Below are 18,888 nucleotides of genomic sequence, written 5' to 3' on the forward strand. Positions count from 1 at the left end.
TCCGGGCCCATTTCCCCGGCGTACGGACGCAGCGGCTCGTCCAGCACACAGGACGCAGAAAGGCCGCCGGCATCCGCCGGCGGCCTTTCCTCATGTCGTGTCCGGTCAGCTCAGGACGGCCTCACGCAGGACGTCCAGACCGACGCCGCCGATGTCGAGGGCGCGGCGGTGGAACGCCTTGATGTCGAAGGCGTCTCCCTCACGCTCACGAACCTCGTCGCGCAGCTGCATCCACAGCCGCTCACCGATCTTGTAGGACGGGGCCTGGCCCGGCCAGCCCAGGTAGCGGTTGAGCTCGAAGCGGAGCATGCCCTCGGACTCGAAGGCGTGGGCGGTCAGGAAGGCCCACGCCTTGTCGTAGGTCCACGGGCCGCCGCCGACCTCCTCCGGGGCCTCGAAGCCGCAGTGGACGCCGATGTCGAGCACCACGCGGGCCGCTCGCAGGGACTGGCCACCGAGCATGCCCATGTAGTTGCCCGGGTCGTCCATGTAGCCGAGCTCGGCCATGAGCCGCTCGGCGTACAGGGCCCAGCCCTCGCCGTGACCGGAGGTCCAGGAGAACAGGCGGCGCCAGCGGTTGAGCAGCTCGGAGCGGAACACCGTCTGCGCGACCTGGAGGTGATGGCCCGGCACGCCCTCGTGGTAGACGGTCGTCAGCTCGTTCCACGTGCCGAACTCGGTCTCCCCCTTGGGGATCGACCACCACATGCGGCCCGGGCGGCTGAAGTCCTCGCTGGGCCCGGTGTAGTAGATGCCACCGGTCTGGGTGGGGGCGATGAGGCACTCGATGGTGCGCACCGGCTCGGGGATGTCGAAGTGCACGTCGGCGAGGTTGCGGATCGCCTCGTCGGCCCGCTCCTGCATCCAGGCCTTGAGGGCGTCGGTGCCGTGCAGCTGGTAGGCCGGGTCGGCCTTGAGGTGGGCGATCGCCTCGAGGACGGTCGAGCCGGGCTTGATCTGCTCGGCGACCTTCTGCATCTCGGCGGTGATGCGGGCCAGCTCGGCCTTGCCCCACTCATAGGTCTCGGCCAGGTCCACCTCGGCGCCGAGGAAGTAGCGCGACAGCAGGGCGTAGCGCTCCTGCCCGCAGGCGTCGGACTCCGGGGCGCGGTCCAGCAGCGTCTCGCCGAGCCACTGCCCGAGCGCGGCGTAGGCGTCGGCGGCGGCCTGCACGGAGGTCCGCAGCTCAGCCGCCACGGACTCCCCGAGCGCCTCCTCGCCGGCCTTGGCACCGGCCACGAGCGTGGAGAAGTAGCCGTCGTCGGCGGTGTGGTCCTCACACTGCTTGATGCACTCGCGCACCTGCCGCTGCGGCGTGATGTTGCCCGCTTCGGCGGCCTTGGTCAGCGACTGCTTCCACAGCTCGAGCGCTGCCGGCACCTTGGCCATGCGGCGGGCGATGACGGCCCACTGCTCCTGGGTGTCGGTGGGCATCAGGTCGAACGCATCCCGGATCTCCTGCATCGGGGAGGCAATGACGTTCAGGGCCATCTCGTCGAGGCCGGCGGCGTGCATCTCGTCGGCGAGGCCGAGGCGCTCACGCATCGCCGCGATGGTCACCCGGTCGATGTCGTCGGCCGGTACTGCCTCGGCCAGCGCGGCCAGCGTCTTCTGGCGCAGCTGGGCGTGCGCCTCGTGGCCCGCGGGGGAGAAGTCGTCGATGTCCTCGTCGTGCTCGGGGATGCCCAGGTAGGTCGCCGTCAGCGGGCTGAGCTCGACGAACGCGTCGAGGTAGCCGTTGGCGATGCGGTCGACGTCGGTCGTGGGTCGCGCCGTGGGCGCGGAAGCGTCAGTGGTCACGCGCTCGAACGTATCGCGGGTGGCCGCCGATATCGACGGGTTTCGCCCACGCCGCGGCCACGGTGCCGCGGCGTCTGCTCACTCCAGCCAGGACGCCGTGGTCCGGGTGCGCAGTCGCCACAGCGCCAGCGCCTCGCGCCGGCCCGGTGAGGACCATCCCTGCACGAAGGCAGCCATCCGCTCACAGGAGGCCACCATCTGGTCCTGCCGGTCGGCCCAGGACGGGCGCGCGCCGTAGCCCGCGAACAGGGCGTCCAGGTCGTCGACCCGGTCCGGGTGGTGCATCCGCACGATCCACTCCGCCCACGCCAGGTCCCGCAGCGGGTCGCCGACGTCGACCATCTCCCAGTCGATCAGGGCGGTCACCTCGCCGCTGGCCGGGTCAAGAAGCAGGTTCTGCGGGCCGAAGTCGCCGTGGCAGCGCACCACCCCCGGCGAGGGTGCCTCGTCATCGCCCGGCAACCCGGTGCGCGGGAGCGTGGCCACGACAGCGGCCAGCGCCCCACAAGCGCGCAAGACCATGGAGCCGTGGCCGGCGTCGAGCAGGTCCTGGCCGGGGGTCCCCGGCGTCAGCGCGGTGACCGTCTCCGTCGCCGTGCCGGACACCAGCACGGGCACTGGCACGAGGGTACGGAAAGAGCGCAGCGCCGCCTGCTCCCGTGCGGCCCGGCGTGCGGCATCAGGGCCTTGGTACGCCTTGGTGACCACCGTGCCGTCGCTCTCGGTCAGGTTGGTGTAGCCGTGGCGCACGAGGGCTTCCCTCCAGAGCTGACGCGAACCGGGGAGCGCCCGGACGACCGGCCGGTCAGCGCGGCCAGGCCGAGGCGCGCCAGGCGCCCCGGCCATGCACGTGCGGCGCGCGCACGAGGCGTTCCCGGGAGGCCCACACCGAGGTGTGGCGGGGGGCGGGCTCGTCGGCTGCCGACCCTGCGGCGGCGGCCAGCACCGCGACGAGCGCGGCCACCTCCTCCGGGGTCGCGTTGCCGCGGGCCACCGAGATCGGGATGACCTGTGCGGTCGCCTCGGCGGGCGTCTGCTCGCTCACAGCGGGATGTTCCCGTGCTTCTTGGGCGGCAGCGTCTCGCGCTTGTTCTTCAATGTCCGCAGCGCCTTGATGACGTAGGAGCGCGTGTAGGACGGCGGGATCACCGAGTCCACATAGCCGCGCTCCGCCGCGACATACGGGTTGGCGAGCGTGTCCTCGTACTCGGTGATGAAGCGCTGGCGGGCCTCGGCGAGGTCCTCCCCGCGCTCGGCGGCGGCCGCGAGCTCCTTGCGGTAGAGGATGTTGACCGCACCCTGGGCGCCCATCACGGCGATCTGCGCGGTCGGCCACGCGAGGTTGATGTCGGCGCCGAGGTGCTTGGACCCCATGACGTCGTAGGCGCCGCCGTAGGCCTTGCGGGTGATGATCGTGACCTTGGGGACGGTGGCCTCGGCGTAGGCGTAGATGAGCTTGGCGCCACGGCGGATGATGCCGTTCCACTCCTGGTCGGTGCCGGGCAGGAAGCCGGGCACGTCCACGAACGTCAGCACCGGGACGTTGAACGCGTCGCAGGTGCGCACGAAGCGCGCGGCCTTCTCGGAGGCGTCGATGTCGAGGGTGCCGGCGAACTGCATCGGCTGGTTGGCCACGACACCCACGGACCGGCCCTCCACCCGACCGAAGCCGCAGATGATGTTGGGCGCGAACAGCGGCTGCACCTCGCAGAAGTCGCCGTCGTCGACGACGTGCTCGATGACCGTGTGCATGTCGTAAGGCTGGTTGGCCGAGTCGGGGATGAACGTGTCGAGGAAGGTGTCCTCCTCGGTGACCGCCAGGTCCACGTCGACGTCGAACGCCGGCGCGTCCTCCATGTTGTTCGACGGCAGGTAGGACAGCAGCGACTTGACGTAGTCGATGGCGTCGTCCTCGTCGTGGCCCATGTAGTGCGCGACACCGGACTTGGTGTTGTGCGAACGGGCGCCGCCGAGGTCCTCGAACGCGACGTCCTCGCCGGTGACCGTCTTGATGACGTCGGGACCGGTGATGAACATGTGCGAGGTCTGGTCGACCATGACGGTGAAGTCGGTGATGGCGGGGGAGTAGACCGCGCCGCCGGCACACGGGCCCATGATCAGCGAGATCTGCGGGATGACTCCCGAGGCGTGCACGTTGCGCTGGAAGATCTCGCCGTAGAGGCCGAGGGAGACCACGCCCTCCTGGATGCGGGCGCCACCGGAGTCGTTGATGCCGATGACCGGGCAGCCGGTCTTCATCGCCAGGTCCATGACCTTGACGATCTTCTCGCCGAACACCTCGCCGAGGGAGCCACCGAAGACGGTGAAGTCCTGGGCGAAGACGCAGACGGGCCGGCCGTCGACCGTGCCGTAGCCGGTGACGACGCCGTCACCGTAGGGCCGGTTCTTCTGCTGGCCGAAGTTGATGGAACGGTGGCGGGCCAGCTCGTCGAGCTCGACGAACGACCCTTCGTCCAGGAGCTGCTCGATGCGCTCCCGGGCGGTCTTCTTGCCCTTCGCGTGCTGCTTCTCGACCGCCCGCGCCGACCCGGCGTGGACCGCCTCGTCGTTGCGCCGGTGCAGGTCGGCCAGCTTGCCCGCGGTGGTGTGGATGTCGATCGCCGGTGCGTCGACGGCATCCGGACTCTGAACAGCATCAGCCATGTCGGGCAGCCTAGCCTTAGCCGCGTGAGAGAGCCGATGGACGTCCATGCCTTGCAGGAGGCGTTGCTCACGCCGGAGGGCCCGTGGAGCGCCCTGGACGTGCTCGACACGGTCGACTCGACCAACCTGGAGGCCCTGCGCGACCCCCGTCCCTGGCGGGTCGTCGTGGCCGACCACCAGAGCGCCGGACGCGGCCGGCTCACCCGCCAGTGGGAGGCTCCGGCCCGGGCGTCCGTGGCCGTCTCGGTGGTGCTGCCCGTGGGCGGCAGCTCGGACCCGGGCTGGTTGCCGCTGGTCACCGGTATGGCGATGGGCCGGGCCCTCGCAGACGTCGCCGGGGTGCGCCCCGGGCTGAAGTGGCCCAACGACCTGCTCGTGGAGGACCGCAAGGTCTGTGGCGTGCTGTGCGAGCTGACCGGCAGCGGCACCGTGGTGGTGGCCGGCGCCGGCGCCAACGTGGACCAGGACCAGCATGAGCTGCCGGTGCCGACAGCGACCTCGCTGCGCCTGGCCGGCGCTGCCGGCGTCCGCCGGGAGGACGTGGTCATCGCCTTCCTCGGCCACCTGGCCGCGCTACACGGCGAGTGGGTGCTCGGGGGAGCGGCGCTGGGGCGGGTGCGGGCGGCATACCGCCAGGAGTGCGTCACGATCGGGCAGGAGGTCGACGTCCACCAGCCCGGCGGCGCCCTGCTGCGCGGCGCCGCCATCGCGGTCGACGACAGCGGCCGGCTCGTCCTGGAGACGGCGCGGGGACGGGTGGTCCACGCGGCCGGGGACGTCGTCCATGTGCGTCGGGTCACACGAGCACAGCAGGACAGGGCATGATCGGGCGTGTGCCCCGAAACCTGACGCTGTGACGCGTGCCCCGCATCGGTCGCCATCGTGCCCGCCCCGGAGCTGACGTGACCGGGGGGTTCACGCCTGCCGCCGACGAGGTCGAGGCGCGGCTGCTGGGACAGTCGCGCACGCTGCGGCGCCGCGACGTCAGCGGCGCGGCCGGGCTGTCGCTGCGCAGCGCGCGCAAGTTCTGGCACGCGCTCGGCTTCGCCAACGTCGAGGACGACGAGGACCGGGTGTTCACCCAGGCCGACATCCAGGCGCTGCGCTCGGTCGCGGACCTGGTGCGCGAGGGGGTCTTCGACGAGACGACCGCCCTGGCCATGACCCGGGCGTTCGCCCGCACCACCGACCGGCTGGCGGTGTGGCAGACCCAGCTGATGGCCGAGGCGCTGGGCGACCTCGGTGCCGGTGACGCCCCCGGCGCCGGACGGCACGACACCACCCGGGCGGTCCCGGACCTGGAGACCGCCCGCAAGGCCGCGGCCAAGCTCGCCGACGTGGCTGACGACCTCGAGCCGCTGCTGGTCTACGCGTGGCGCCGCCACCTCGTCGCCGCGATCGAGCGCATGGTCGCCGACGCCGACCCCGAGCAGGACAACCTCGGCATCGTGCGCAACGTCGGCTTCGCCGACCTGGTGTCGTTCACCCGTCTGGTCCGCCGGCTCTCCGAGCGCGAGCTCGCGCTGGTGGTGCAGCGCTTCGAGGAGCTGGCCTCCGACATCGTTACCGCCCACGGCGGGCGCGTGATCAAGACCGTCGGCGACGAGGTGCTCTACGTGACGGTCACCCCGGCCGCCGCGGCGGCGATCGCGCTGGACCTGGTCGAGGCGATGGCCGAGGACGAGGTGCTGCCGGACGTGCGGGTCGGTATGGCGACCGGCCGGGTGGTGCCTCGCCTCGGGGACGTCTTCGGCACCACGGTCAACCGGGCCTCCCGCCTGACGGCGGTGGCCCGACCCGGGTCGGTGCTGGTGGACGACGGGCTGGCCTCCAAGCTGGCCAGCCTGTCGGGGTTCGAGATGACGGCGCTGCGCCGGCGCTCGCTGCGGGGGATCGGGCCGGTGACGCCCTGGCTCCTGAGCCGCACCGGCGAGGTCCGCCGTCGAGGTCAGGCAGCAGACACCAAGGAGGATCAGTGAGCACGCAGGAGCAGCCCGGGGACCGCCGGCTGGTGACCATCACCCGCCACGGGGCGGGCGGCCACGTGGCCGAGCTCGCGCTCGACCGTCCGGAGGCCATGAACGCGGTCTCCACCGCCATGGCCCGGGACCTGGCCGCCGCTACGGCCGAGCTGGCCGCCGACGAGGACGTGCGCGCCGTGGTCCTGACGAGCACCAGCCCCAAGGCGTTCTGCGTCGGCGCGGACCTCAAGGAGCGCAACTCCTTCAGCGACGCCGACCTGATGCAGCAGCGGCCGGTGGCCCGCGCGGCATACACCGGGGTGCTCAACCTGCCGGTGCCCTCGATTGCTGTGGTCGAGGGCTTCGCCCTCGGCGGCGGGCTGGAGATCGCCCTGTCCTGCGACCTCATCGTGGCGGGTGAGGCGGCGGTCGTGGGGCTGCCGGAGGTGTCGGTCGGGGTGATCCCCGGAGGCGGCGGCACCCAGCTGCTGACCCGGCGGATCGGCTGGTCGCGCGCGGCGGGCATGGTGTTCACGGCGCGGCGGATAGCGGCCGCGGAGGCGGCGGCCCTCGGGGTCGTCGACGAGGTCGTCGGAGTCGGCGAGGCGCGGGACTGGGCCCTGCGGCTGGCCTCGGAGATCGCGGCGAACTCCCCGGTCGGACTGCGCAACGCCAAGAAGGCGATGCGCCTCGGCATGGACGTCGACCTGGCCACCGGACTCGAGGTGGAGGACGCCTGCTGGCGCGCCACGGCCTTCTCGGGGGACCGCAAGGAGGGCGTGGCAGCTTTTTCCGAGAAGCGTCGTCCGGCGTGGCCCGGTCGCTGACGGTACCTCTGGTCTCTACGATGCCCGATATGACCCGCGTGCTGCTGGCCGAAGACGACCCCGCCATCTCCGAACCCCTCGCCCGCGCCCTGCGCCGCGAGGGCTATGACGTCGACGTGCGCGGGGATGGTCGTGCGGCCCTCGACGGGGCCGCCGAAGGCCCCGACCTCGTCGTGCTCGACCTGGGACTGCCCCACATCGACGGTCTCGAGGTGTGCCGGCGCATCCGCGCCGACGGGCGCACCGTGCCGGTGCTCATCCTGACGGCCCGCGCCGACGAGGTGGACACCGTCGTCGGCCTCGACGCCGGCGCCGACGACTACGTGACCAAGCCGTTCCGGCTGGCCGAGCTGCTGGCCCGGGTGCGGGCGCTGCTGCGCCGCCACCCGCTGGACTCCGCGCCGACCAACGAGCTCGTGCGCATCGACCCCGAGGGGCGCCGCGCCTGGTTCAACGACGAGGAGCTGCAGCTCACGGCCAAGGAGTTCGACCTCCTGCGCGTGCTCGTGCGCGAGCAGGGCAAGGTCGTCTCGCGCGAGCAGCTCATGCGCGAGATCTGGGAGACGGCGTGGTTCGGGTCCACCAAGACCCTGGACATGCACATCTCGGTGCTGCGCAAGAAGCTCGGCGACGACGCGGCCCAGCCGCAGTACATCTCCACCGTGCGCGGCGTGGGCTTCCGCTTCGAGCGCGGCGACCGGAGCTGAGGACCAGCCATGCGTGAGCGGCTCGTCCGCTCCACCGTCATCGCCGTCGTCCTGTCGGTCGTCATCGTCGGCGTCCCCCTCTTCCTCGGGGCCATGTGGATGCTGGCGGACGAGGGTTCCCGGCTGCGCACGTGGCTGGTCGGTGCCCAGAGCATGACCCAGCTGGCCCAGCTGCTGGGCATCATCACGGCTCTGTCGGTGCTCGCGGTCGTCGTCGGGGTGCTCGTGGCCTCGACGCAGGCCCGCAAGTTCTCCGAGCCGATGACCGAGCTGGCCGACCGCGCCGAGCGGCTGGGCGCCGGGGAGTCCCGGTTCCAGCCGCTCGTCAGCGGGATCGCCGAGATCGACCGGGTCTCGGAGGTGCTCTCCCGCAGCGCGCAGCAGCTCAAGCGGTCACTGGCCTCCGAGCGTGACTTCGCCTCCGACGCCTCGCACCAGCTGCGCACCCCGCTGACCGCGCTGCTGATGCGGCTCGAGGAGATCTCGGTGACCGACGACCTCGCGGTGGTGCAGGAGGAGGCCAACATCGCCATCGCCCAGGTCGAGCGGCTCACCCGCGTCGTCGACGACCTGCTGGCGCGCAGCCGTTCGGGTCACGACGCGCCCCGGCCCAGCGTCTCCCTCGACTCGGTCATCGCGGCGCTGCAGCGGGAGTGGCAGCCCGCGTTCGAGCAGGCCCGCCGCTCGGTGCGCGTGCACGGCCAGCGGGGTCTGTCGGTCCAGGCGACGCCGGTCGCCCTGTCCCAGGTGCTCTCGACCCTGCTGGAGAACTCCCTGGCGCACGGTCGCGGCACCGTGGACGTGCACGCCCGCCGCAGCGGCCCCTCGGTCGTGGTGGAGGTCAGCGACCAGGGCGAGGGCGTGCCCGCGGCCATCGCGCCGCACATCTTCGAGCGGTCGGTCACGACGACCGGCACGGGGCTGGGCCTGGCGCTGGCCCGGGACCTGGCCGAGGCCAACGGCGGCCGGCTGGAGCTGGTCCAGACGCAGCCGGCGATCTTCGCGCTGTTCCTGTCCGAGGACCAGAACCTCAACTGACGAGGTGCGCGAACGACGGTCCTTGAGGCCCCCGTGGCGGGACGGTGCCCGGTGCCGGCCACCCGGCATACCGGGGGCGGCTGGGCCTCAGACCTGGATCGTGGACTCGAGCGGCGGGTTCTCGGAGAAGACGAACCGGCGGTAGGCCCAGAAGCGGAACAGCGTGCCCAGCACGAGGCCCACGCCGTTGGCGCTGATGTTGTCGGCCAGCGGGGAGGTCAGGTCGAGCACGTAGTGCGAGAAGCCCAGGCAGCCCAGGGCGATGCCCATGCCGACGACGTTGAACACGACGAACAACGCCAGCTCGTGGTGGACGGCGGTGCGGCGGCGGTGCCGGAAGGTCCAGTAGCGGTTGCCGGCCCATGCGGTGAGCGTGGCCAGGGTTACCGAGATGACCTTGGCCGTAAGGGGCTTGTCGTAGAGCGGGCCGTGGCCGCCGACGAAGCGCAGCGCGTTGAAGGTGCCGACGTCGACGACGAGGGCGACGGCGCCCACGACGCCGAACTTGAGCATCTCGCGGACGAGGACGTCCACGGCACCGCGCAGTCGCGCGATCGGCGAGGGCTGGTCGGTCGGCACCTGTCGAGCGTAACGGGCGCCGGGCAGCGGCACCGAATCCGCGCCCGGATAGGCTCGGGCCCGTGACCTCTCCGCAGCGTGCTCCTGGAGGCTTTCCCGTCGTCGGCATCATCGGCGGCGGCCAGCTGGCCCGGATGTGCCAGCCCCCTGCGGTCGGCCTCGCGGTCACGTTGAGCGTGCTCGCCGAGGCCCCCGACGCGTCCGCGGCGCTGGTCGTGCCGTCGGCGCCGGTGGGCGACTACACCGACGTGGAGACCGTGCGCGAGTGGGCGCGTACCTGCGACGTGGTCACCTTCGACCACGAGCACGTGCCGGCGCCTGTGCTCGCTGCGCTCGAGGCCGACGGGGTGCCGCTGCACCCCAGCCCGGCGGCCCTGGTGTTCGCCCAGGACAAGCTGGCCATGCGCCGGCGGCTCAGCGAGGTCGGCGTGGGCAGCCCGCGGTGGGCGGCGGTGCGCACCGCCGAGGAGCTCGCGGCGTTCGGCGACGAGGTCGGCTGGCCGGTTGTGGTGAAGACACCGCGCGGCGGGTACGACGGCAAGGGCGTCCGGGTCGTCGGCTCGGCCGCGGAGGCGGCGGACTGGCTGGAGGCCAGCGCCCGGGACGCGGCCGTCGGCGGCCCGCTCGCCGAGGGCCTGCTGGCCGAGGAGAAGGTCGAGTTCACCCGTGAGCTGGCGGTGCTCGTGGCGCGCAGCCCCTCCGGGCAGGCCGCGACCTGGCCCGTCGTGGAGACCGTCCAGGTCGACGGGATCTGCACCGAGGTGCTGGCGCCCGCGCCGGGGATGTCGGACGACCTGTCCGCCGAGCTGACCGAGGCGGCGCTGCGCGTGGCCGGGGCGCTGGAGGTCACCGGGGTCATGGCGGTGGAGATGTTCGAGGTGTCCCACCCGCACACCGGCGAGCCGGACTACGTCGTCAACGAGCTGGCGATGCGCCCGCACAACTCCGGGCACTGGAGCATCGACGGCGCGGTCACCAGCCAGTTCGAGAACCACCTGCGCGCGGTGCTCGACCTGCCGCTGGGGTCCACCGCCCCGCGCGCGCCGTGGACGGTCATGGCCAACGTGCTCGGCGGCGACTTCCCCGAGCTCTACCCGGCCTACCGGCACATCATGGCGCGTGACCCCGGAGCGCGAGTTCACCTGTACGGCAAGGGAGTTCGTCCCGGTCGCAAGATCGGGCACGTCAACGTCAGCGGCGACGACCTGGCCGACCTGCGGGAGCGGGCCGGGCACGCCGCGGACTACCTGAGGGGAGTGGTGACCGAATGAGCAGCGACGCCGTGGTGGGCCTGGTCATGGGCAGCGACAGCGACTGGCCGGTCATGGAGGAGGCGGCGAAGGCGCTGGAGGAGTTCGGCGTCGGCTACGAGGCCGACGTCGTCTCGGCGCACCGGATGCCGCAGGAGATGATCGCCTACGGCGAGAACGCGGCCCCTCGTGGCCTGCGGGTCATCATCGCCGGCGCCGGAGGCGCGGCCCACCTGCCGGGGATGCTCGCGGCTGTGACCCCGCTGCCGGTGATCGGCGTCCCGGTGCCGTTGAAGTACCTCGACGGGATGGACTCGCTGCTGTCCATCGTGCAGATGCCCGGCGGCGTGCCGGTGGCCACCGTCTCCGTGGGCGGGGCGCGCAACGCGGGGCTGCTCGCCGTCCGGATCCTCGCCTCAGGCGCCGATGCCGAGGCGGAGGAACTGCGGGCCAAAATGGCGGACTTCCAGCGCTCTCTGCGCGACGAGGCGCACGCCAAGGGGGAGCGGCTGCGCTCCCGTCGCAGCCAGCGCACCGGCTTCGGCTCGGCCTGACGCTATGGCAGCGCGCTCGCTCGTCCCGCGACGCGTCCGCTGACGATACGTCAGCGCGCTCGCTCGCCCTGCGAGGTGTCCGCGCAGCGGGGTCAGGTCACGAGCTCACGGTGGTCGAATGGCGTTGTCCGGTAGACCTGCCCGCTCGGTGAGGTCCAGGTGCACACCGCTTCGTCGTCCACGCTGACCCGCCATCGGGTGTGGTGCTTGAGGCGGTGGTGGTGGCGGCAGAGGGCGTGCAGGTTGCCCTCCGCCGTCGGGCCGTCGGGGAACCGGATCACGTGGTCGAGGTCGCAGCGCTGACTGGCCATCGAACACCCCGGGAACCGGCAGGTGCGGTCCCTGGCGCGCACCGCGCGGTCCGTCGCGGCCGACGGGCGATAGCGCTGTGTGGGGGAGTCGGCTGGCGCGCCCGACACAGTCGAGGAAGACGCCGTGCCCGACGAGACCGAGGAAGATGGCGCGCCCGACGAGACCGAGGAAGATGGCGCGCCCGACAAGACCAGGAAGATGGCTTGCCTGAGGCGGCCGGGTCAGCCGGCATGCCCGACATGGCCGAGCCAGCCGGCACGGCGCCCGGGCTGTCGCCTCCCGGGTCCTGTCCGGGAAGTCGCCGTCCGGTCCGGGAGTCGGTGAACAGGGACGTGAGCGTGGTGCCCGGCTCGCGCGCCAGGGACTGCGCCTGAACGAGCGGCAGCAGGCCGTGGCGCGGGACCTCGACCCCTAGCGGGACCGCTCCGGCGACGCCGGTGGCGGCAGGGATCGCCAGTTCGCGCAGCTGCGTGAGGTCGGGGCCACGCCGGCGTCGGGTCACCGCGGGGTCCGCCGCTGCGACAGCGGTATTCGCGACCTCCTCGGCCTCCCCGCCCTCCACGACCTCCAGCGGCACGGTGACCTGCAGGGTGGTCGAGACGGTGGCTGCGCCCATCAGTAGGTCCACCATGGCGTCCGCACGCGCCTGGGTCAGCGTGCGCCTGCGGCCATCGGACCGCGGGGTCTGGTGGACGTAGTCGTGGGCGAGGGCGTCGATGGCAGCCCACGCCTTCATGCTGTCCTCGACCGGGAGGTCGGCGCTCCAGTGGGTGATCCCCGGTGTCACGCCGGGGCCGATCGCGACGAACCGGTCGCGTCGCGCCTGCTCGCACCGCCTGTCGATCGACTGTGGGTCGATCCGCGCCGTGAGTCGGCGCAGCCTGGCCTTGAGCCTGGTGGAGTGCAGGTCCCGGGCATCGGGCACCTGCGGGCCGGGGGTATCGACAGCAGCGTCGGGAAACAGGTGCTCCTCGAGCGTCGGCACCAGGTGCGGGCGCACGAGCGAGGCCTGCGTGGCGATGATGCCCGCGCGGTAGGTGTCGAGGCCGCCCGCCCGCATCGCCGCCAGGGTGCGCGGCAGCCTCCGGGTGAGCTCACAGGCCAGGTCCACCCGGCTCTGGGCGCCCCGCCCGGTCATGGCCAGCAGTGGCGCGATCCGGTCGCCGAGGAACTCCCACTCGTCGACCGGGGCACCGGCGTCCCGCGCCAGGCCCTCGGGCGGAGTCCCGGCGACCGAGGCGGCTTGCTCGCGCTCGCGGGCGGCCAGGGACGCGATCGACTGGGCCTGGATCGCGCCCATGGCGTTGATGACCATCTGGGACGCCAGGACCATCGCCTCGGCCGAAGCCTCGTCCGCGGAGGCGACGGCTCCTGCGGTCAGGGCATCGAGCATCGCCGCCATGGTGCCGATCGGCATCCGGCGAACCTGCTCCACCCCGAGTTCGAACATGTGTCCACTCTAAGGGCCGGGTCGGACAGCCCTCCGCTTGTCCACAGCCAGACTCCAACCGCGCAGCCAGGACGGTCGGGCACAGCGCTCGGTCAGAGCGCGGGGTACTCCATCTTCGGGCAGGTGTCCATGACGACGTCGAGGCCGGCATCCAGGGCGCGTTGCGCGGCGGCCTCGTCGACCACGCCGAGCTGCAGCCACACGGCCTCGATGCCCAGTCGGCCCTTCTGCGCGATCGCCTCGTCGACGACAGCGCCCACCCGCGAGGAGTTCACGAAGCAGTCGACCGCCGCGACCTTCTCGCCGTCCGGGATGTCGGACAGACTGGCATAACCGGTCTCGCCGAAGACCTCCTCGGCACGCGGGTGCACAGGGATGATCCGGTGCCCGAGGGCCTCGCGCATCCAGCGCGAGACGCCGTATGCCGTGCGGCCGGCGTCCGTGGACAGTCCCACCACGGCCCAGGTCGCAGGGGTCCGCAGCACCGACCGGATCACCTCGCGGTCGTTGACGGCGACGGGGCTCATGCGACCACCGGGTGCGGGCGGCCGAGGGCGCGGTAGGTCCAGCCGGCGCCGCGCCACCGGGCGGGGTCGAGGGCGTTGCGGCCGTCGATGATGTGCGCGGAGGCGACCACCTGCTTGAGCGCGGCGGGGTCGATGTCGCGGTAGTCGCGCCACTCGGTCAGGTGCAGCACGACGTCGGCGCCGGCGCAGGCGGCCTCGATGGTGTCGGCGTAGCGCATGTCCGGGTGCACCCGGCGGGCCACCGGCAGGGCCTTGGGGTCGTGCACGGTGACCTCGGCGCCGGCCAGGTGCGCGGCCCGGGCCACGTCCAGGGCCGGGGAGTCGCGGATGTCGTCGCTGTTGGGCTTGAACGCCGCCCCCAGCACGGCGACCTTCTTGCCGATCAGGGTCCCGCCGCACTCGGCCCGGGCCAGGTCCACCATCCGGGAGCGGCGGCGCAGGTTGATCGCGTCGACCTCGCGCAGGAACGTCAGCGCCTGGTCGGCCCCCAGCTCCCCGGCCCGGGCCATGAACGCGCGGATGTCCTTGGGCAGGCACCCCCCGCCAAAGCCCAGGCCGGCGCCGAGGAACTTGTGCCCGATCCGGTCGTCGTGCCCGATCGCCTCGGCCAGCGCGACCACGTCCGCCCCGGCGGCCTCACACACCTCGGCCATGGCGTTGATGAAGGAGATCTTCGTGGCCAGGAACGCGTTCGCGGACACCTTGACCAGCTCGGCGGTGGCGAAGTCGGTGACCAGGCGCGGGGTCCCCGCGGCCAGCGGGCCGGCATACACCCCATCCAGCAGCGCCACGTCCGCCTGCGCCCCCTCGGCCTCCACGCCGTAGACGAACCGGTCCGGGGCCACCGTGTCCTCGATCGCGAACCCCTCCCGCAGGAACTCGGGGTTCCACGCCAGGCGCACCCCCGCCCCGGCCGGGGCCAACGCCCGCAGCCGCTCCAGCACCCGGGCCGCGGTGCCGACCGGCACGGTGGACTTGCCCACCACCAGGGCCGCACCGGACAGGTGCGGGGCCAGCGACTCGGCCGCGGCGAACACGAACGAGGTGTCCGCGGCGTTCTCCCCGCGCCGCTGCGGGGTGCCCACGCAGATGAAGTGCACCTGCGCCCCGGCCGCCGCCGCGTAGTCGGTGGTGAACCGCAACCGGCCGCTGCCCAGGGCCCGCTCCAGCAGCTCATCCAGGCCCGGCTCGAAGATCGGCGCCCGCCCCCCGGCCAGCGCCTCCACCTTGCCCGGGTCGACGTCGATCGCCACCACCTCATGCCCCAGGTCGGCCATGCAGGCCGCGTGGACCGCCCCCAGGTAGCCGGTGCCGATGACGGAGATACGAAGAGCCACGGGGCGAGAGTAGCCGGTGGTCGCGCCGGGTCGCGGCGCCGAGGTGGCCCGGCGGCGCACGCAGATCCGGTGACTAGAGTGACGTGCTGCACAGCCGTTACCCACCCCCACACCGCAGGGAGCAACGACATGCGATTCGGACTGTTCATCCCCCAGGGCTGGCGCATGGACCTGGTCGGCATCGAGCCGGACATGCACTGGGGGGTCATGGCCGGCCTTGCCCAGCGCACCGACGAGCTGACCCGTGAGTGGGAGTCGGTCTGGGTCTACGACCACTTCCACACCGTGCCCGAGCCCTCCGGCGAGGCCACGCACGAGGCGTGGACGCTCATGGCCGCGCTCGGCGCCGTGACCAACAAGGTCCGCCTGGGCCAGATGTGCACCTGCATGAGCTACCGCAACCCGGCCTACCTGGCCAAGGTCGCGGCCACCGTCGACATCATCACCGAGGGCCGGATCGACATGGGCATCGGCGCCGGGTGGTACGAGCACGAGTGGCGCGCCTACGGCTACGGCTTCCCGCGGGCGGGGGAGCGCCTGGCCATGCTCGAGGAGGGTGTGCAGGTCTTCCGCGACATGTGGACCAAGGGCTCGGCCACGCTCGACGGCAAGCACTACCAGGTCGACGGCGCGATCTGCGCCCCCCGGCCGCTGCAGGGCACCACGTTCCCGGGGTCGCCGCTCAACGGCATCCCGATGTGGATTGCCGGCGGCGGGGAGAAGAAGACGCTGCGCATCGCGGCGCAGTACGCCGACTACACCAACTTCGACGGCAGCCCCGAGGGCTTCGCGCACAAGAGCGAGGTGCTCAAGGGGCACTGTGACGACCTCGGGCGTGACTTCGGCTCGATCGTGCGCTCGGCCAACTACAACGTGGTCATCGGCGAGAACGAGAAGGAGGTCCAGGACCGCCTCGCGTGGCACAAGGACCACTTCATCCGCGCCGGCCTCCCCGAGGCACGGGCCGAGGAGCACGTGGCCAACCTCGCAACCCAGCCGGCCGTCGGCACGCCCGACCAGATCATCGAGACCCTGCGTGGCCTTGAGGCGCAGGGCATGACGTACGCCATCACCTACTTCCAGGAGGCGGCCTACGACACCTCGGGCATCGACCTGTTCGAGAACTACGTCATCCCCGAGCTGCTGACCAAGGGCGACTGACCCCGCAAGGGCGCTGGGGCGGTCAGCCAGAGGCTGGCCGCCCAGCCGTGCGACGGCCACTCGGTGAGGTGCGTCATGCGTGGCGACCACCCGGCATACCCGCGGGTAGCATCGCCGCCGTGACCGGAAACCCTTCATTCGACCTGTTCAAGATCTCCGAGGACCACGAGGCGCTGCGCGAGGCGATCCGGTCCATCGCGGAGGACAAGATCGCCCCGTATGCGGCGGCGGTCGACGAGGAGGCGCGCTACCCCCAGGAGGCGCACGACGCCCTGGTGGCCTCGGACTTCTTCGCGCCGCACATCCCCGAGGAGTACGACGGGGTCGGCGCCGACGCCCTCGCGACCTGCATCGTCATCGAGGAGGTCGCCCGCGCCGACGCCTCCGCGTCACTGATCCCGGCGGTCAACAAGCTCGGCACCATGCCGCTGATCCTGGGTGCTTCCGAGGAGGTCAAGGCGAAGTACCTGCCGCCGGTCGCGCGGGGCGAGTCGACCTTCTCCTACGGCCTGTCCGAGCGCGAGGCCGGCTCCGACACCGCTTCGATGAAGACGCGGGCGCGGCGCGACGGCGACGGCTGGGTGCTCAACGGCCAGAAGAGCTGGATCACCAACGCCGGCGTCTCCGAGTACTACACCGTCCTGGCCGTGACCGACCCCGAGGGCAAGCGTGGCTCCAACGTCACGGCGTTCGTCGTGGAGAAGTCCGACGAGGGCTTCGGCTTCGGCGAGAAGGAGCGCAAGCTCGGCATCAAGGGCAGCCCGACCCGCGAGCTGCACTTCGACAACGTGCGCATCCCGGGTGACCGCATCGTCGGCGGCGTCGGCGAGGGCCTGAAGATCGCGCTGCGCACCCTCGACCACACCCGCGTCACGATCGGCGCCCAGGCCGTCGGCATCGCCCAGGGCGCGCTCGACTTCGCGATCGGCTACGTCAAGGAGCGCAAGCAGTTCGGCACGCGGGTCGCCGACTTCCAGGGCATCCAGTTCATGCTCGCCGACATGGCGATGGAGCTCGAGGCCGCGCGGCAGATGGTCTACGTCGCCGCCGCCAAGTCCGAGCGCGGCGACAAGGACCTGCCCTTCTTCGGCGCGGCCGCGAAGTGCTACGCCTCGGACGTGGCCATGAAGGTGACCACCGACGCGGTGCAGCTGCTCGGTGGCTCCGGCTACGTCAAGGACTTCCCGGTCGAGCGGATGATGCGCGACGCCAAGATCACCCAGATCTACGAGGGCACCAACCAGATCCAGCGCGTCGTGATGGCACGTCAGCTCCTGAAGTAGTCGTCGACCGGCGTTATCGCAGGTCAGCACCATCGTAGGGCGTCTGGCGGACATCCTGCCGCCGACATCCTGAGTGGTGGGGCGCCCGGGCAACCAGCATGTGACCGCACCGTCTGGAACGCGTTGTGTGACAGTTGTGTGACACCCGACGGTGGGCTCTGACGACTCTTGGCTCTGCCGGTTGTCCACCGGGGTCAAGGCCGCCCAACGTGGGGCGGCAGCCTTGACCTCTGCTGCCATCCCGGCGCCGCCCTTCCGCCAGTTTCGCGCCGGTGCCCTAGGGGCGACCTGCCTGACGTGGCGCCGCCGCAGGTGGGCGCTCTCAGACTCGGTGAACAACGCGAAGACATCGTGGACCGGCCGGTTGACCTGGACCGTGCGGCGTGCCCGCGGCATCGCGGGCTCCCCTTGGGCTGGGTAACTCGATCGTGACAGCCGCCCATGGGTATGTCATCAGATCAACGCGGGGCTGCGCACTGACCGCAGTGCTCGCCCGGGTCAGGGAGTCCACTGTGCTGCCAGGTAGGAGGCGCGACGCGACGGGGCTTGCCGGAGCCAGGTCGTGGCGGCCCCGGTCGTCCTCAGCGCAATGATGCTGTGCACCACCGGCCTAGGGTGTCGCACCCGACCCGCGGTGTCGGTGGTCGTGGGGTGGGCGTCGTCGTCCGTTAACCCGCCGCTGTTGCACTGGCGCGGTGAATGGTACGCGCTCAGTGATGGTCGGTGGAAGCGAGTTCGGGTTCCTGTCGGTGGATGGAGGGAAGGATTCGGTCCCGGTGCTGCTGCTCCACGCGACGGGGGAGACAAGCGAGAGCTGGATGCACTTCTTGTCTCGATGGGGTCGCCGGGGTGGGGTGGCGTACGCGCTCGACCTGCGCGGCCACGGTCGCAGCGTGTGGAGTGGGCCGTACGGGCTGGAGACGTTCGCCGAGGACGTTCTCGGGTTCCTGGACGCGATGGAGTTGCCCGTGGTGGATCTGGTCGGGCATTCCGTTGGCGGTCTGGTGGGCTGCCTGGTGGCGGCGCGGGCACCCGAGCGGGTGCGCAAGCTGGTCCTTGAGGACGTTGGTGTGCCGTACCCGCGGGAGCCGGTGGTGATGGGCAAGCCGACGGTGCCACTGGACTTCGACTGGGACATGGTCGACCGGGTACGCGCCCAGATCGACAACCCGGATTCACGGTGGGCGGCGTGGGTGGCGCAGATCCAGGCGGACACCCTCGTCGTGGCGGGAGGTCCGGCCAGCTGCGTGCCGCAGGAGTATGTGGGGGAGCTTGCCGGGACGATTCCGGGGGCACAGCTGGTCACGATCGCCGGTGGGCACACGGTCCACCACACGCGGCCGGAGAACTTCTCCGTCGAGGTGATCGCCCACCTGACCTCCGGGGACGCGTAGCAACCGGATCGGTGATAGCGCCCTGCAGTTGGTGTGTGGCGCCT

At 71.7% G+C, this 18,888-nt stretch carries 19 protein-coding genes; 10 read left to right on the top strand and 9 right to left on the bottom strand.

Translation table 11 applies throughout. The features are described 5' to 3' along the window. Nucleotides 1–105: 105 nt before the first annotated feature. The 4 genes from VF825_RS18875 to VF825_RS18890 all read right to left on the bottom strand — a co-directional run bounded on the left by VF825_RS18875 (nt 106) and on the right by VF825_RS18890 (nt 4,464). Nucleotides 106–1,800: a DUF885 domain-containing protein gene (locus VF825_RS18875; protein WP_331116290.1), complete on the bottom strand. Its 1,695-nt coding sequence runs from the start codon at nt 1,798–1,800 to the stop codon at nt 106–108. A 78-nt stretch (nt 1,801–1,878) separates the two neighbouring features. Next, nucleotides 1,879–2,550, bottom strand: coding sequence for a phosphotransferase (locus tag VF825_RS18880; RefSeq protein ID WP_331116292.1), 672 nt, complete (start codon nt 2,548–2,550; stop codon nt 1,879–1,881). A gap of 55 nt (nt 2,551–2,605) precedes the next feature. Next, nucleotides 2,606–2,845 (bottom strand): acyl-CoA carboxylase epsilon subunit, encoded by a 240-nt coding sequence (locus tag VF825_RS18885; RefSeq protein WP_246092020.1) that lies wholly within the window; start codon nt 2,843–2,845, stop codon nt 2,606–2,608. Further along, nucleotides 2,842–4,464: an acyl-CoA carboxylase subunit beta gene (locus VF825_RS18890; RefSeq protein ID WP_331116296.1), complete on the bottom strand. Its 1,623-nt coding sequence runs from the start codon at nt 4,462–4,464 to the stop codon at nt 2,842–2,844. Before VF825_RS18890 ends, VF825_RS18885 begins: the two co-directional genes overlap by 4 nt. A 24-nt stretch (nt 4,465–4,488) precedes the next feature. Here VF825_RS18890 and VF825_RS18895 point away from each other — a divergent pair, with 24 nt between their 5' ends. From VF825_RS18895 to VF825_RS18915, 5 genes are all read left to right on the top strand, one after another. Next, nucleotides 4,489–5,289: a biotin--[acetyl-CoA-carboxylase] ligase gene (locus VF825_RS18895; protein ID WP_331116298.1), complete on the top strand. Its 801-nt coding sequence runs from the start codon at nt 4,489–4,491 to the stop codon at nt 5,287–5,289. A gap of 77 nt (nt 5,290–5,366) precedes the next feature. Beyond that, nucleotides 5,367–6,443 (top strand): adenylate/guanylate cyclase domain-containing protein, encoded by a 1,077-nt coding sequence (locus tag VF825_RS18900; RefSeq protein WP_331116300.1) that lies wholly within the window; start codon nt 5,367–5,369, stop codon nt 6,441–6,443. Beyond that, complete coding sequence (locus VF825_RS18905) at nt 6,440–7,252, top strand: enoyl-CoA hydratase-related protein (RefSeq protein ID WP_414695899.1); 813 nt, start codon at nt 6,440–6,442, stop codon at nt 7,250–7,252. The genes VF825_RS18900 and VF825_RS18905 overlap by 4 nt, the downstream gene beginning before the upstream one ends. A 29-nt stretch (nt 7,253–7,281) precedes the next feature. Further along, a complete protein-coding gene (locus VF825_RS18910) occupies nt 7,282–7,959 on the top strand; it encodes a response regulator transcription factor (RefSeq protein WP_141787357.1) in 678 nt (225 codons plus the stop codon). Between the two features lie 9 nt (nt 7,960–7,968). Further along, nucleotides 7,969–8,997, top strand: coding sequence for a HAMP domain-containing sensor histidine kinase (locus tag VF825_RS18915; RefSeq protein ID WP_331116303.1), 1,029 nt, complete (start codon nt 7,969–7,971; stop codon nt 8,995–8,997). A gap of 87 nt (nt 8,998–9,084) precedes the next feature. Here VF825_RS18915 and VF825_RS18920 read toward each other — a convergent pair whose 3' ends face one another. Beyond that, a complete protein-coding gene (locus VF825_RS18920) occupies nt 9,085–9,576 on the bottom strand; it encodes a GtrA family protein (protein ID WP_331116305.1) in 492 nt (163 codons plus the stop codon). Nucleotides 9,577–9,638: 62 nt separating this feature from the next. On the opposite strand from VF825_RS18920, the gene VF825_RS18925 reads away from it, so the two are divergent. After that, nucleotides 9,639–10,847, top strand: a complete 1,209-nt coding sequence (locus tag VF825_RS18925) for a 5-(carboxyamino)imidazole ribonucleotide synthase (protein WP_331116307.1) — start codon at nt 9,639–9,641, stop codon at nt 10,845–10,847. Continuing rightward, nucleotides 10,844–11,380, top strand: coding sequence for a 5-(carboxyamino)imidazole ribonucleotide mutase (purE, locus tag VF825_RS18930; RefSeq protein ID WP_331116309.1), 537 nt, complete (start codon nt 10,844–10,846; stop codon nt 11,378–11,380). The genes VF825_RS18925 and purE overlap by 4 nt, the downstream gene beginning before the upstream one ends. Before the next feature lie 92 nt (nt 11,381–11,472). On the opposite strand, the gene VF825_RS18935 is transcribed toward purE, so the two are convergent. The 4 genes from VF825_RS18935 to VF825_RS18950 form a co-directional block, all read right to left on the bottom strand. Then, complete coding sequence (locus VF825_RS18935; protein ID WP_331116311.1) at nt 11,473–11,691, bottom strand: HNH endonuclease signature motif containing protein; 219 nt, start codon at nt 11,689–11,691, stop codon at nt 11,473–11,475. Continuing rightward, on the bottom strand, nt 11,658–13,142 hold the full coding sequence (locus VF825_RS18940) for a DUF222 domain-containing protein (RefSeq protein ID WP_331116315.1): 1,485 nt from the start codon (nt 13,140–13,142) through the stop codon (nt 11,658–11,660). Before VF825_RS18940 ends, VF825_RS18935 begins: the two co-directional genes overlap by 34 nt. A 92-nt stretch (nt 13,143–13,234) precedes the next feature. Further along, on the bottom strand, nt 13,235–13,669 hold the full coding sequence (locus tag VF825_RS18945; RefSeq protein ID WP_331116317.1) for a CoA-binding protein: 435 nt from the start codon (nt 13,667–13,669) through the stop codon (nt 13,235–13,237). Next, nucleotides 13,666–15,006 (bottom strand): UDP-glucose/GDP-mannose dehydrogenase family protein, encoded by a 1,341-nt coding sequence (locus VF825_RS18950; protein ID WP_331116319.1) that lies wholly within the window; start codon nt 15,004–15,006, stop codon nt 13,666–13,668. Before VF825_RS18950 ends, VF825_RS18945 begins: the two co-directional genes overlap by 4 nt. A gap of 129 nt (nt 15,007–15,135) precedes the next feature. Between VF825_RS18950 and VF825_RS18955 the strand changes: the two genes are divergently transcribed. The 3 genes from VF825_RS18955 to VF825_RS18965 all read left to right on the top strand — a co-directional run bounded on the left by VF825_RS18955 (nt 15,136) and on the right by VF825_RS18965 (nt 18,844). After that, nucleotides 15,136–16,167 (top strand): LLM class F420-dependent oxidoreductase, encoded by a 1,032-nt coding sequence (locus tag VF825_RS18955; protein WP_331116321.1) that lies wholly within the window; start codon nt 15,136–15,138, stop codon nt 16,165–16,167. A gap of 119 nt (nt 16,168–16,286) precedes the next feature. Then, a complete protein-coding gene (locus tag VF825_RS18960) occupies nt 16,287–17,450 on the top strand; it encodes an acyl-CoA dehydrogenase family protein (protein ID WP_331116323.1) in 1,164 nt (387 codons plus the stop codon). 776 nt (nt 17,451–18,226) lie between these two features. Beyond that, nucleotides 18,227–18,844: an alpha/beta fold hydrolase gene (locus VF825_RS18965; RefSeq protein ID WP_331116325.1), complete on the top strand. Its 618-nt coding sequence runs from the start codon at nt 18,227–18,229 to the stop codon at nt 18,842–18,844. The last annotated feature ends 44 nt before the right edge of the window (nt 18,845–18,888 follow it).

The organism is Oryzihumus sp., from assembly GCF_036391795.1.
In the GTDB taxonomy this organism is placed as follows: domain Bacteria; phylum Actinomycetota; class Actinomycetes; order Actinomycetales; family Dermatophilaceae; genus Oryzihumus.